11 protein-coding genes are annotated in these 14,790 nt (G+C 51.2%); 5 read left to right on the top strand and 6 right to left on the bottom strand.

The window, feature by feature from the left end; translation table 11 throughout:
* Positions 1 to 47: 47 nt before the first annotated feature.
* The 4 genes from HFP08_RS27445 to HFP08_RS27430 form a co-directional block, all read right to left on the bottom strand.
* The gene (locus HFP08_RS27445) at positions 48 to 959 is read right to left on the bottom strand and encodes a carbohydrate ABC transporter permease (RefSeq protein WP_168123828.1); all 912 of its coding nucleotides are present in this window, start codon (positions 957 to 959) and stop codon (positions 48 to 50) included.
* 27 nt (positions 960 to 986) lie between these two features.
* A complete protein-coding gene (locus HFP08_RS27440; protein ID WP_240941915.1) occupies positions 987 to 1,952 on the bottom strand; it encodes an ABC transporter permease in 966 nt (321 codons plus the stop codon).
* Between the two features lie 219 nt (positions 1,953 to 2,171).
* On the bottom strand, positions 2,172 to 3,914 hold the full coding sequence (locus HFP08_RS27435; protein ID WP_168123827.1) for a sensor histidine kinase: 1,743 nt from the start codon (positions 3,912 to 3,914) through the stop codon (positions 2,172 to 2,174).
* Positions 3,911 to 5,542, bottom strand: a complete 1,632-nt coding sequence (locus tag HFP08_RS27430) for a response regulator transcription factor (protein WP_168123826.1) — start codon at positions 5,540 to 5,542, stop codon at positions 3,911 to 3,913. Before HFP08_RS27430 ends, HFP08_RS27435 begins: the two co-directional genes overlap by 4 nt.
* Before the next feature lie 316 nt (positions 5,543 to 5,858).
* Between HFP08_RS27430 and HFP08_RS27425 the strand changes: the two genes are divergently transcribed.
* From HFP08_RS27425 to HFP08_RS27410, 4 genes are all read left to right on the top strand, one after another.
* Positions 5,859 to 9,566, top strand: coding sequence for a glycoside hydrolase family 9 protein (locus HFP08_RS27425; RefSeq protein ID WP_168123825.1), 3,708 nt, complete (start codon positions 5,859 to 5,861; stop codon positions 9,564 to 9,566).
* 125 nt (positions 9,567 to 9,691) lie between these two features.
* Positions 9,692 to 10,330 (top strand): SGNH/GDSL hydrolase family protein, encoded by a 639-nt coding sequence (locus tag HFP08_RS27420; RefSeq protein WP_168123824.1) that lies wholly within the window; start codon positions 9,692 to 9,694, stop codon positions 10,328 to 10,330.
* 122 nt (positions 10,331 to 10,452) lie between these two features.
* On the top strand, positions 10,453 to 10,659 hold the full coding sequence (locus HFP08_RS29070) for a hypothetical protein (protein WP_206109330.1): 207 nt from the start codon (positions 10,453 to 10,455) through the stop codon (positions 10,657 to 10,659).
* Positions 10,660 to 10,809: 150 nt separating this feature from the next.
* On the top strand, positions 10,810 to 11,583 hold the full coding sequence (locus HFP08_RS27410; RefSeq protein ID WP_168123823.1) for a Fic family protein: 774 nt from the start codon (positions 10,810 to 10,812) through the stop codon (positions 11,581 to 11,583).
* 69 nt (positions 11,584 to 11,652) lie between these two features.
* Here HFP08_RS27410 and HFP08_RS27405 read toward each other — a convergent pair whose 3' ends face one another.
* Positions 11,653 to 12,471: a phytanoyl-CoA dioxygenase family protein gene (locus HFP08_RS27405; RefSeq protein WP_206109329.1), complete on the bottom strand. Its 819-nt coding sequence runs from the start codon at positions 12,469 to 12,471 to the stop codon at positions 11,653 to 11,655.
* 129 nt (positions 12,472 to 12,600) lie between these two features.
* On the opposite strand from HFP08_RS27405, the gene HFP08_RS27400 reads away from it, so the two are divergent.
* Positions 12,601 to 13,497 (top strand): helix-turn-helix domain-containing protein, encoded by an 897-nt coding sequence (locus tag HFP08_RS27400; RefSeq protein WP_240941914.1) that lies wholly within the window; start codon positions 12,601 to 12,603, stop codon positions 13,495 to 13,497.
* Between the two features lie 63 nt (positions 13,498 to 13,560).
* On the opposite strand, the gene HFP08_RS27395 is transcribed toward HFP08_RS27400, so the two are convergent.
* On the bottom strand, positions 13,561 to 14,613 hold the full coding sequence (locus tag HFP08_RS27395) for an alpha/beta hydrolase (RefSeq protein WP_168123822.1): 1,053 nt from the start codon (positions 14,611 to 14,613) through the stop codon (positions 13,561 to 13,563).
* Positions 14,614 to 14,790: the final 177 nt, after the last annotated feature.

Below are 14,790 nucleotides of genomic sequence, written 5' to 3'. Positions count from 1 at the left end.
CTACGGCGCCTGAGATCCCGATCGGAACTATCTTCACCAGAGCCGATTCAGCCTTTGACCGCACCCACTGTAAGTCCTTTGACGAAATACTTCTGGAAGAACGGATAGATGATCAGCATGGGCCCCATCCCGACGACCGCCATCGCCATTTGAAGCGACTCATTCGGCAAATTAGCGAGCAGTTCCGGATTCTGGGCTGCGAGTTCGATATTGTTCCGCAAATATTGAACATCATTAAGGACCCGCATCATCAAATATTGCAGCGGAAATTTGTCTTCGCTCGTGATATAGAGCAGCGCGTTAAACCAGTCATTCCAATAGTTAATCGTACTGAACAAGGCCATCGTGGCAAGCACCGGCAAGGAGAGCGGCAAGACGATAGTCGCGAATATTCGAAGTTCCCCCGCTCCATCGATTTTGGCGGACTCGACCACGGCGGGATGAATCGTCGTTTGGAAGAACGTCCGCATAATGATGACATTGAACGGGATGATGAGCAACGGAATGATTAGCGCGATGTAGGAATCTTTGAGTCCCAGCACCTTCGTGTAAACCAGATAGCGGCTGACGAGACCTCCATTGAACAGCATCGTGAAGAAAAGGAAAAACGTAAAGCCTCCGCGAAAAGTATAATCGCTTCTTGAGATCGGGTACGCATACAACGCCATCATGACAACGCTGAGCAGCGTGCCGGCAATCGTGATGCCGATGCTGACGGCGTAGCCGCCCAAGATTGTGCCGTAATCCTTGAACAACGATTCGTAGGCGATAAGAGACAAGCGATCCGGCAGGAAGCTGTATCCCTTGGCAACGATGGATTCGCTGTGCGTGAACGAAACAATGACGACGAGCACCACCGGCAACAGGCATAGTAGAGACAGTACGACGAAGCCGATATTTAACAGGAAGCCATTAACAGGAGACAAGCTGTTGTCTCTTCGGATTGATCCTATTTTCATAGTCTTTACCTCAGTCTTTCATCTGATTTAGAACAACGCCTGCTCTTTATTGATCTTGCGTACGGTCCAATTCGTTAGAATGACCATGACGAACCCTACGACCGCCTGAACAAGCGCTGCTGCCGACGACATGCCAATATCGTTGATGACCATCAAGGAACGATACACATAAGTATCCACAACATCCGTCACCGGATATAATGAGCCCGAGTCCTGCGGAACCTGATAGAACAAGCCGAAGTCCGCACTGAATATGCTTCCCATCGACAGAATGGTCATAATGATAATAATTGGTTGAATGGATGGCAACGTGATATGGATAATTTGCTTCCACTTGGAGGCTCCGTCGATAATCGCCGCTTCGTAATATTCGGGATCGATTCCGGCGATTGCCGCAATGTAGATGACGGCGCCAATACCGACACCTTTCCATGCGTTAACGAGAATCAGAATATAGGGCCAGGCTCCTGTTTCCGAGTACCAGTAGACCGGATCCACGCCGAACCACTTCAAGAACGTCATGTTCACGAATCCGAGTTCAGGATGCAAGAAGGCGTAAACCAGATAACTGACAACAACCATGGACAAGAAGTTCGGCATAATGATCAAGGTTTGATAGGTCTTGGTCAGCCACTTCGTGCGAAGCTCGTTGATCGCAATCGCGATGGCAACCGAAATGACCATATTAACGATCATGAACGCCAGGCTGTACAAAATCGTATTTCTCGTGATGCGCAGCAAGGCGTCCGACGAGAACAAAAACTCGAAATTTCTGAAACCCGCCCAAGGACTGCCGAATATGCCGTCGATGTAGTTAATGTTTTTAAATGCGATAAACACTCCAACCATCGGAAGATAGCTGTGCAGCAAAATGATGATCGTTGTCGGAAGCAGCATCAACGTTAAATATTTTTGCTTCCACATGAGATGCAGCCACATGGACCAAGCCGTTTTCTTCTTCACACCAAGGGATTGCTTTATTGCTTCTGTCATCGCTCTCTCCACGGGAACACTTCCTCTCTCACTCTCTCTAGTGGTTCAAGTATATGATGCGGAGGATTGCATAGCGATGATATATTCTTTCTTGTTTTATGATAAATAGTGATTACGCATACTCGATAGGTTGAACGATGAAAAAGCCGTTCCCATCGTCATTGAAGACGACAAAAACGGCTACTTCACACCATTGGAAAGGCTGCTTGACAGGTTATCTCATGCTTGCTTTCTAAGAGGCATATGAATGACGGCTCGCAGCCCGTCGCCATCCACGCGTTCGTACCGAAGCCCGTACGCCTCGCCGTAATGCAGCTGTATGCGCTGATGCACATTGCGGATGCCGTAGCCCTTGTCCGTCTCTTCACCCCGCACGATTCTTGCCAGTCGCTCGATGTCGACAGACACGAATCCATTGTCCTCGACGGACAACCGAACTTCATCCTCGCATCGCTCCACGCGAATGAGGATGACACCATCGCCTTCCATCCCGCTGACGCCATGGAAGATCGCATTTTCGACAAGCGGCTGAATAATAACTTTCGGCAACACGAATGACAACAGCGTCTCGTCCACATGCCACTCCACCTCGAACATGCCCGGATACCTTTTGTTTTGCAGGCGAGTATACGCGCGCACATGCTCTAGCTCTTCTTCAATCGTAATCATGATCCGTCCTTTGCTCAAGCCGATACGGAGAAGCTTGGACAAGTCTTTGACCATATAGCCGACATCCTTGTTGCCTCTGTCCCGCGCATACCAATAGATCGAATCCAGCGTATTGTACAGCAGATGTGGCGTAATATGGGAATGCAGCATCATAAGCTCGTACTCTCTCTGTTTCAGCTGCATGCCATAATTTTCTTCGACCGAGCGGTCTAATCTTCTCGTCATCTTGAGAATGGCGCCGTACAGGATGCCGAATTCATCCGAACGAAGCTGCTCGCTGCCAAGCTCCAGTTTTTTGCCCGGTTCGTACAGCTTTGTTATGGATATCAGCTTGCCCAGCGGCTTTACGACGATCCGCAATACATATAGGATGAACACCAGCACCACGCATAGATACAAAGCGGACAATACCGTCAGCATGCCGAGGAGCGTCGATTGATTGCCGGTAATCGACTCGTATGGAATTTTATAGATCAGAGTCGTCTCAAAAGCCGATTTCCTCGAAAACGCATAAAGCCATTTCGCGCCATGCTCGCTCGCGAAATAATAACCGGATGTTTGTTCCTTGATCCTATCCGGAATCTCGATTAACTCAGACGAAGGCGAGCCTGCCTTCATCAACCGTTCATTTCTGTCATTGAATAGAAAGCTGCTCGCGCCATCCGGCATTTCGACCGACACCAGATCCCTTGTCAGCAGCACCTCAAGCTTAGTCACTACGAGCAGTCCCATGACATCGTAATACGAATTCGGATTCAAGATACCGCGCAAGAAGCTGATTGTCGTCTCTCCATCAGGCAACGAGATCAGTCTGAGACTGCTCGCTCCTCCTTGCCCCAGCGTTTCCCTCACCCAATCGGGCGTTCCAGCTCCGCTCTCCTCCACATATTGGAAGCCCGCTTCCTTGTTCAATGTCTGGAGAGGCATTTGTTTGCCTTCCCTATTGCTCATGTACAACGAATATTGCGTTCCGTCCGATGACCACTTCTCGAGGATCGAATCGGCGGCGGTATATTCGCCGAGCGTATCCACGCCTGTCCAGAATTTATACTGCTCGGGATTACTGAAGAAGTGCGTATCCAGCAACGTAACCGTCTTATCGTTGACGGCGGACAACGTTTTTTCGATCGTAACATGATTCTGATTCACAAGCTGCAGCGTTGTTCTCCCAATCTCATCCTTCATTGACTCCGATGTCTTGTATGCGGAATACCATCCCATGACGAGGAACGGAGCAACGATGAATAGAAGGAAAGCGATCGTCACTTTATACTTCAGCTTCAGCCCTCTCACCCCTGTATGTCCTTGCGGAACTCCGCCGGACTAATCCCTACATACCGCTTGAACATTCGGCTGAAGTGCTCCGGCGATTCATAGCCGACCTCATAGGCCACCACATATCGTTTTTTGCCCGTCGAAGCAAGCAACCGCTTGGCCTCCTCGAGGCGCTGCTCGGTCACATAGTCCCACAGGTTTTGTTTCATTTCTTTTTTGAACAGATTACCGAGATAAGCCGTGCTGAAATTCACTTCATTGGCGATATCTTGAATTTTGAGCTCAGGATTGCGGTAATTCTGTCTAATATAGACGATGATGCGTGACAGAATCGATTGATCGCGTTCCTTGACCATCTCGTGCAGTTGAAGGACAACCTCTAGGGTATATTGGTTCAGCGACTCCTGTCTCGAATCCGAATCGGAGACGCGGAAATAGACTGACGGATCGAAGCGATGCAACGAGATGGCCTGGCTATGCCCGTATTCGAGCAGCAATCCGTACATCCTATACACCAGCATGCCGAAACAGCTGTTATATAGCTCTTCGGTATGCCCGTATTTGATAAGCTGATCGATGATCATCGAAGGATCGATGGAAGCTGGATCCCTGGAAGCGGATTTCAGAAGCTTCATATAGTCGTCGACCTTCTTCATCCATTCGACAATATTCAGATTATGCTGCGAAGCGATATCGTCGAAGTAGAACACGGATTGCTCAGGATGAAGCTTGCGCCATTCAATCGCCGTCCCGGCTTCTTCCATCAGCTTGGGCAGCATGAGCACATTCGGACTCAACGTGCTTATGCCGACTGCCGACTCAATATTCAAGTATTGCTTGACATTCTTCGTCAGGAGTTGTCCGATGAATTGCAGTTGGCTCTGGCGCTGCAGCTGTTGGCCGCTCGCGAGATAATCATGGATTTGCACGATGGCCACCAACTCGTTGCCATAGCCGTTGAACACGGAACCGTTCCACTCACGCAGACTTTCTTCAATAATATTGACCGCCCCGTATTTGAGCAGCTTGCGATCGTTCAACTTGATCTGGCGGTTGCTGAAGCCTCCGCTGTCGAGCTCCAGCCTGATTAACATCATGCCGAAGTAAGCGTCCTCACTAGAAGACTTCAGTTCAGCCAGCAGCTCATCGTAATCATTGAGGTTCAAGTTTTTTTCGGTTACAAGCTCCATCAATAGCTCGTTTCGCCTCGTTAGGCCGTCCTTCTCTTCTTCCTTCTGCTGCTCCGTCTGCTCCAGCGTTTGCTTGCCGAATTGTTCTTCCTCCTTCAGCACTTGCTTGACAGCGCGCAGAAGCTCTTCTTCCTCGACCGGTTTGATCAAGTAGTCCCTCGCGCCGAACTTAAGAGATGTTTTGGCGAATTCGAATTTTTCGTGCGCGGAGATGACGATAACCGGAAGATGCAGTTGTTCCATATAGATCGTCTCCATCAGTTCGAGACCGCTCATTCGTCCCATTTGTATATCCGTTAGTACAAGATCGTAATGCTCCATTCGCAAGTAGTCGATCGCCTCGTAGCCGTTAAGCGCTGTCTCGACATAATCGATGTTCAAATCGGATTCCAGCAGAAAATTGCGAATTCCCGTACTTACTCGAGGCTCGTCGTCGACAACCAATATTTTGTACATGAGGCTCCTCCGTTCTGTAAATGATTACATTCTATCGCAAATAACCTGGCTTGGCGATGATGAATTAGGGATGAAATCGTGATGAATATTGTAGCGCGAGTCATTCGGACGTAGAAATATATCATCAATTTGAACACTATTCATCATTGCTTGTCTGCCGCGCGCCCCTCTATGATAGGGAAGCGAAAGTGACCTTGCAGGAGAAGGAGGGAGAAGAGAATGCCAATAGCGCAAGAGCTTCTTTTCACATGATCCATTCTCGATCAATCTGTGAGCAAGAATGAGCAATAAAACAATCCATGGGAGGTTTTATGTAATGTCATTGAGAAGATGGAAAACTTCTGCAGCCACACGATTTACCGCGCTTAGCCTCAGCATCGTCCTTATCCTGTCTGCCTTGACTGCCGCGCCGCTGGCTACTGAGGCCGCGATCGCTCCGCTGCCCGGGCCGAGCAACCCGCTCGTGTATGACGACTTCTCGGGGGGCGGTGTATTCAAACAGAACTGGATGAACTGGTGGAATCAGGACGGCGGCACCGGCACCTTCACGAAGACCACCGAAGATTCCCGCCAAATTGGAAAATTCGCGCAAACGCCCGCTTCCAGCAGCTCATGGGCGAAGTTCCAGCCCTGGAACGAAACTGTCGATTTACGAGGCTACCGCTATTTGAATTTCACGCTCAAAAATCCAGGCTATGCCGACGCTCGTCTAAAAATCGCCATTCACGACGGCTCACGTTATTATACGCTCGTGAACTGGGAAACTGTCGACAGCAGTTGGACAACCCGCCAGTTCGATTTGGACGCTCTCTCGCCGACAATCAACAAAAAGAAAGTCAAATTCGAAATTTGGCTGCGGCAATCGAGCGGTGCTTATGGCGAAATCTGGATGGACGACATTGTCGCGACGACCGATTCGGGCAGCAACGCTCCCGTTCTATCTGCGACCGGCATGACCTCCAATACCGACGGCAGCCCCAATCAGAACACCTCCTTCACGTTCTCTGCCACCTACACCGACGCAGACAATGAGAAGCCGTACGCTGTGCAGGTTGTCATTGATGACATCGCTTACGATATGAAGGCAAAAGATGCATGGGATGACGATTACACGGATGGCAATGCGTATACTTATCTGACCAAGCTGCCCGTAGGCTCTCATTCCTACTTCTTCCGTGCTACGGATCTCAGCTCTGACGGCGCCGCAACCACTCCCGTATCAGGACCGACCGTCGTCAGCACCAGCCAGCCCATCGACGTTGTCGCAAGCCAAGTCGGCTATAGCGTTAACGACGTTAAGACGGCCAAAGTCACTGCTGTGCAGCCGCTCACTGACACCACCTATCAAGTCCGCAATAGCAGCGGCACGGTCGTCGCATCCGGCAACATGACTTACGAAGGCGTGACCTGGAACAAACATGTCTATACCATCGACTTCTCGGCCGTTTCCACGGTAGGTGACAACTACACAGTGAAGACGAACGGCGTCTCCTCCTTCCCATTCCCGATCGAGACGAATGTCTGGGACAACTTCAAGGACGAGATGACCGCATTTTATCGTCTGCAGCGAGCCAGCATCTCCACCGTTGACGCCTATCCGGATGGCTATAGCTCCGTCGCTCCTTCCGAGAAACTCTATCACCAGGCCGGACATCTCGACGATGCCGCTTCGCCCGACGGCACGCAGCACTATGATTTGACCGGCGGATGGTACGATGCCGGCGACTACGGCAAGTACGGCGGCAACCACTGGGTCGGCGCTGAAATCGCGCTCGCTTATGTCCGCTATGCTGGCGAGAGCAGCGTCGCGTTCGACAACGACGCCAACGGCGTGCCGGATCTTATCGATGAAGCGATCTGGGGCAGCGAATACTACATCAAGATCGCCGATCAGTTCGGCGGCGCAATGTACAACATTCGCAACAATGCCTCCTTCGTTCATCCGGATAAGAATACCGACAACATATCGGGCACCGCCGACGATCGCAAAATATCCGACTACAACATCGGCGGATCCGCCAAAGCCGCGGGCTCGCTCGCCGCAACGGCACGCGCGATTCAAACGGCCATCGCGGGCGGCGATGTCAGTTCGTCCAACGTCGCAGCGCTGACCGCTTTTGCGGTGGAATGCCAGGATGCTGCCGAAGTCTTCTATGACTATGTGTTGAACCATTACAGCGACCCGATCGGCTCTTACCAGACGCGCGGCGGCATTGACAATTCCATGCTGCTTGCCGATGTACAGCTCTATCTGTTGACGAATGAAACCGATTACAAAAACGCTGCCGCCGCCAAAATCAACGCGCTTGACTTTTCGGACCTGTACGCTACGAACTATTGGGATATGCGGCCAATGTCGCTGGCGGAATTTTATCCCGTCGCCGACACCTCGACACAGGCCCATATTCATGATCTGCTTAAGCAGCAAGTGAACTACTTCTTGTCGACGGCAGACGATACACCTTACGGCGTGTTCGACCATTTCGAGAACTTCGGCGTTAATGAGCCGCATGCCTCGTACCTCGGCGACCTGCTTCGTTATTACGAACTGTTCGGCGATCCTGAAGCCTTGAATGGCGTACTCGAAGGACTGTATTGGATCTTCGGCGAGAATCCGTGGAACATCAGCTGGGTGTCGGGAATCGGCTCCGACTACGTAGACTTCCCGCACACTCGCTATGACGAAGAAGCCAACACGCCGGACGCCCGCGGCATTGTGCTGCCTGGCGCCATGGTCGGCGGACCGATTATTAAGGACACCAAAGACAACAAAAGCGTTAGTCCATGGTACGAGGATCGTTCGCTTTACCAGGATGATACGAATCAGTGGCGCTACAACGAATTCAGCATCAGCATTCAAGCAGGCCTCCTGTACACGATTATGGGTCTTAGCGCGACCGACAGCACTGTCGTCTCTGCTGGTAACGTGCCGCAAGAACTGCCGATTACTTCTCCGATTATCGGCGATTATGTACGCGGCAATGTGACCGTCTTCGCGGATCCTGCAGCTGGCGTAACGTCGGTGCAAGCGAATCAGAACACGCCAGGCACCGGTTATATCGCCATGACCCCATCCGGAGATGCATATAGCCAAGTCATAGACGAGAGCTCCTCCGCTCCGTTCACCTACCGCCGCATCGATGTCAAAGGCACAGATGCGAACGGCAACGACACTTATAGCTCCACGCACTATACCGTTGCGGCTCCGCTGCCGGATCCGTCCAACCCGCTTCTCTACGACGACATGGGCGGCGGCGGATTATGGGGCTCAAAGGGCGGCAGCAGCCAGTGGGCCAACTGGTATAATCAGAACGGCGGCACAGGCACGTTCTCCAAGACGACTGTGGATGGGAGAACGGTCGGCAAGTTCACGCAGACGCCTAGTTCAGCAACCTCGTACGCCAAATTCCAGCCGTGGAATGATATCGTCGATCTGTCGGGCTATCGCTATCTGAACTTTACGGTCAAAAACCCGGGGTATTCGAATCTGCGCGCAAGAATCGAGCTGTACGACGGCACTCGTACGCATGTTCTGACCGGCGGTTGGGCGAGCATGCCTTCCAGTTGGACAGATCTGTCATTCGATCTTGACAGCCTTGCTCATCCGGTTAACAAAACAAATGCCCGGCTGTCCATCTGGCTGAGCCAAACGGGGGGGACTTACGGCGAGCTGCTAATCGATGAAATCAAAGCAACGAACGTTGCAAGCGGAACGGCTCCAACGCTGACGAACGGCGGCGTCGACGTCACAGTTGGCGATCAGACAACGGACTTCACGTTCGATGTGACATACAGTGATGCGGACAACGAAGCTCCGTTCGCTATGGAGCTTGTGCTGGACGGCGTCATACGCGCGATGGAGGAGGTCAATCCCGCCGATACGAATTATGCGGACGGCAAAGACTACACCTATACGACCAAGCTGCCGGTCGGCGTGCACTCGTATTCCTTCCACACGACCGACACCTCGTCGGATGCGGTAAGCACGGCGGTAACGAGCGGCCCGACAGTCAGCGGCAGCTAGAAACTCATCAATGAAGCAATAAAGATGCGCGACACAGCCGACGGTTACTCTATCCGTCGGCTTCCCTTCCATATCCCGCAGCAAATACTTGCGCAATTGAGCGCGATGAAGGAGAAACGATGGATATGAATTACATTCCCATGTCCGACAGATGGCGGGAATCCACCTGGGCGACGTTCGGCGACAGTATCACGCAAGAGAACGGCTATCAGCCGCTCGTCCAGCAAGCGTTGCAATTAAAAGATGTACGCAACTATGGCAAAGCCGGCTGCCCGATGACAGCCGGCGGAGCTACAGATGAAGGGTCCACCTGTCACGTCATTAAGAATACGACAGAGGGCTGCGACATCATGACGATCTTCGCAGGCACGAACGACTTTCGATTGAACAAACCGCTCGGGGAATTGCACAGCATCGGCAGCGACTATGATCTCTTCACGTTCACCGGCGCTTACCAAGCGACTGTGGAGCACCTGCTCTCACATTTCCCTCTGAGCAGATTAAATCTATGGACACCGCTTCAGAGGGATAAGGACGGCTACGACATTTACAGCATGAACGAAGCCGGGTTCCGGCTTGAGCATTATGTTGAGCAGATTCGTGATATCGGCAAGCTATATAGCTTGCCCGTTCTAGATCTATATACGACGAGCGGCATCAATAAGCTGACCTTGGATACGTTCACCTCCGATCGCTTGCATCCGAATGAGGCTGGCTATCGTCGTATCGGGGGAATCGCTGCTTCATTCATGATGGGACTGTAGGTTGGCATGTGGCACAAAATCGAAAGCGCTGATGATTAAACCGCTATATATTGATTTCAATCCACGGCAATATATACTATAGCTTAGCTTGAAGAACTAGAGTTTTTCCACCCGCGGGATGGATGCTTGGCGCTTATACGCTCGGAGCCGCCGTATTCGCCCTGATTGCAGGTCCGCTCTCCGACGGTTGGAATCGCAGAAGTGTTCTTCTGTGCTTCGGGGGTTATCCGCCCATCGGCATATTCGCGTCCGGCTGTCTTGTCTTGTCGCTTGCGGTCTTCCTGCTCGGCGGCCTACTTGGCAGGGCAAATGCAATGGACAGCGCGTGAGCTCGCAGTAATCTAATCATTCCACCCTCTTATATATCTATATATTTTATAGTATAATATATATAGTTAAACGTCGCGATTATTCAAAGTACTGAATCCTCGAACCGCATTGAACAGATCATCGTTTCAACCAAGAGGTTAACCGAAATTGTGAATGGGCATTCGGAACCGATGGATCGATCTGAATCTGAAATCGCGGGTTATCGCGATGTTTTGAACATCATTCATGAATCCTTTGAGTTTATGCCTGTCACATCCAATGTTATATTGCAATTGCATAAGTATTTGCTCCAGTATGCAACAGGAAATGGAGGCAAATACAAAATAAGCGATAACGATATTACGGAGACTATGAATGAATTGACACTCGGCTTCCGAAGGCTGAAATCTGAGGGAATATTCCCGGAGCTATTACTCATTGCTATCTTTATACTGGATTTCCTTTCGATTCATCCATTTTCTGATGGAAATGGCCGAATGGCCAGATTGTTAACATTACTCATGCTTTACCAAGCAGGATATGAAGTTGGCCGTTACATTTCCTTAGAAAAATGTATCGAGGACACGAAAGAGCAGTATTACGATACGCTTAAAAAATCGTCAGCGGGCTGGCATGAGGGAACAAATGATGTGAGGCCATGGGTAGAGTATTTTTTAACAACATTAATAGAAGCTCATCGACGGTTCGAAGACCGTCTTGGAGATCTGGATCGTGGACGAGGATGGAAATCCAGACAGGTTGAGGCGGTAATTAAACACAGCATGGGGACATTCAGCGTCTCCGATATCATGGATCGTTGCCCCGGCATCACAGGACCCACAATACGACAAGTACTTTCTCGAATGTCGAAGAAAGGATTGATCGTATCCGTTTCAAAAGGTCGGAATGCCCGCTGGCACAAAATCGAAAGCGCTGATGATTAAACCTCTACATTTCAAAAGAAACGGCAGCGTCCTCCATCGAGTTCGCTGCCGTTTCTATTTTTTTACGCCTCATCCCTGCTCAAGCTTCATCGACTTCAGAGGAACCATCTCGTCCTTCGGCACATAATAGTTGAACTTGTTGTCGCTGATAACGCCCAGCAGTTGCCTGCGGATCGGATCTGCATCCTTCAAGAGCTCCTCTGAGGCAACATGATAATCGATCGGACGCATCCAGATCGGACTGTACCCGATGAACAGCTGCCTTCTCTCGAAGTTCGAACGATTGGGAGAACCGGCATGCCACAGATTTTGCGGAAAAATAAACACATCGCCCGGCTTCCCGCATACCTGCACCTCGCCGTCCAACTGCTGGCTTACGTCCTTGTGGGTCGGATTGTAGGGCTGCTTGTGGCTTCCCGGAATGACCTTCGTGTTCCCCCGGTTCGGCTCCGACATGTCGCTTAGAATAAAGCAAGCCTTGATATAATAAGTCGAAGTTAAACCTCCTATGGACGGGAACTGCGGATGCGGACCGTCCTGATGCCAGTTGATGAAGCTTGATGTCGCCGTCTTCGCTTCGGTCGGATTCGGTTTGCGAATCGTCAGATGCGAGATATGAAGCTGGATATTGTAGCCGAGCAAATTCACGATAAGCGGCAGAATCGTTGGATTATCCATCAAGTCGGCAAACTCGGGATGGCGTTCAACGCTGTTATAAATATTGTAAGCGAGCGATTCCTCCTCGCCGGCCACAAGCTCGTCGATGATGCCGTTCAAGCGCTTCACCTTCTCGGCAGACAGCACATTCGGAATAACCAGATAGCCTTGCTCCTGAAATTGCTCCATCCAATCTCTAATCTCGGGCTCGTTGACAGCAGCTTCGTTCATATTCATCCATCTCCTCTAACTTGTAATTAATTCTATTATAGTAGAGGATATATGATGTTATAATGTAAGGAATCGATAAATTTCTTGTATATATTTTCATCAGTGAACGAATTAGGGGAGGTTGGAAACTTGACGTCTGTCGAGTTGCTTGAACCGTTGATGCGCTTCCATGTCTATGTGAAGGATACGCCGCAATTTCAGAAGACGCATGATCTCTACAAGCATTGGGCACTGTTCATTGCAGAGGAGGGGAGCTTCGAATTTCGGATGGGCGGTATTGCCGGCACGGCTGTGCAAGACGACATGGTCTTATGTCCGCCCGGCGTCACCTTCAATCGCAAGACTGAGGGCGTGTCGTTCCACTTCATCGGCTTCGACTGGGGGAAGCCCATGACTGATGGGGATGGCCGAGCTGCAAATGAGGGTGGCGGCTTCCTGGCAGATGCCGGCGCAGCAATCTCCGCACCTTTGTATCCGCAGCTGCCAGCGGATCATTCCTCCGCCGTCGACGAGTCGGCCTTCCCGCCCATCGGCAAGCTTCGGCTTCTGGGCAACAAGCGCTTCCGCACCTCTCTCTCGCAATTGCGCGAGGCGAACGACTTGCCAGATACCATGAAGCTCGCTTACAAGAGCCATATTCTGCGGGACATCTTCTATCAATGGCAGGTGGAGAATAGCAAGAGCGTCAGCGAATTGTACAGCGAGAATCCACTGCTGCGGCAAGCGGTCCGCCTGCTGCAGCAGCAGGCGGAATACGGCACCCCGCTGAAAGCGATCGCCGCCGAGCTGCATGTGAGTCAAGTGCAGCTGACCAGGCGCTTCCAGAGCGAATTCCGCATCGCTCCAAGTGCCTATGCGGCGAAGCTTCGCATGGACAAGGTGAAGCAGTTGCTGAGCCACTCGTCGCTCACCTTGGCGCAGATCGCGGAATCCTGCGGCTTCACGGACGAGCATCATCTCAGCAAGAGCTTCAAGAAGCATTGCGGACTGAATCCGTCCGTCTATCGGAGAACGCACCGAGTATGATCGGGGTTCCTGCGAACAGATCGAATTCGCAAGATCGGCCTTGAGCCATCATGTTATCCCAAGCTACACTTCGTTTGCCCAGCCCAGCTTCTCGAGAAATCGTTCAATATCCCTCATCGCCCGCTCGATGCCCTCTGCCGTACCTGTGTAGTTATACAGCACGAAGGCGTGCTTGCAATCGTCGTAAAGGATAAGCTCGGAGTGATTCCCCGCCTCCAAATACGCCTCATGCATCCTCACGCTCTGATGGGCCTCGACGACCCGGTCCAATAAGCCATGCTGCAGCAGAATCGGGGGCAGGCCGCCCGCGATATGGAATTGCGGCGACACCCGCTTCGCCTGCGCGTATCGACGTTGAAACCGGCTGACATCGTCGCCAGATTCATCCTGATCCGATCTTAACGGAACATTCAGGAAGCTAATCGTTAGATCGGTAATGCCGTTAAGAATAATCGCCGCGTTCACGAGCGGTACGAGGGCTTCCCGTCTATCCTCTTCAGAGACTGTAACCTCAGAATCCCTTACAATAGAAAGCGGTTGCAATTCCGACACTGTCGCCATACATGCAGCCAAATGCCCGCCTGCGGAATCACCCGCAACCGCGATTCTCGCCGGATCCACGCCCAGCTCTTCCGCATGCTGCCGAATATAGCGAATGGCATCCTCGCAATCGGCAATGCAGTCCTCAACGGTGGCCGTTTCTGCAACGCTCGCTTTTCTCCCTGCGTCTTGTTCTGCTGGTTCAACCTCTCTGCCGACATCGTCAAGCTTGCTGCCGGCCAGTCGGTATTGCACCGAGAAGCACACCATACCCTTCGCGGCTAAATCATAGCAATTCGGCAGCAAAATCTCCGGCGTTCCACTCTTCCAACCGCCGCCATGAATCCAGACGACTGCGCTTCGATGATCTCCTGGCCCCCAGCCTTCAGGTTTCACATGATACAGCTTGAGGGCTTTCCCCCCTGCTACTTTATACGTAATTGGACTCGGCTCCACGCTCACACTCTCGATATTCAACGCATAATCCCCCTGTCTATCTAAAACGGCAAGACTGCATTCCCAAGTAAAACCATACACCGAAATCGTTTCCATTTCAATGAACTTAATTTCAAACATTGAGAAAACCTCTACCCTCGGCCTTTCAAAGATGAGCGACCTAAAAGCTTTGCGGAGCAAAGCAGCTTCGTAAGCATGAGGTAAGTTTAATACGAAAATAAATGCTGCATAATGGATGGTATGGTGGTTACGAGCAAAAAAAAGCCCCACCTCCCGAAAATCTGATGTTTCAAAAAA

Source organism: Paenibacillus sp. HB172176 (assembly GCF_011947265.1).
Taxonomy (GTDB): domain Bacteria; phylum Bacillota; class Bacilli; order Paenibacillales; family Paenibacillaceae; genus Pristimantibacillus.
The sequence above is the reverse complement of the archived record's forward strand: the minus strand, read 5'-3'. Positions and strand labels throughout refer to the sequence as shown.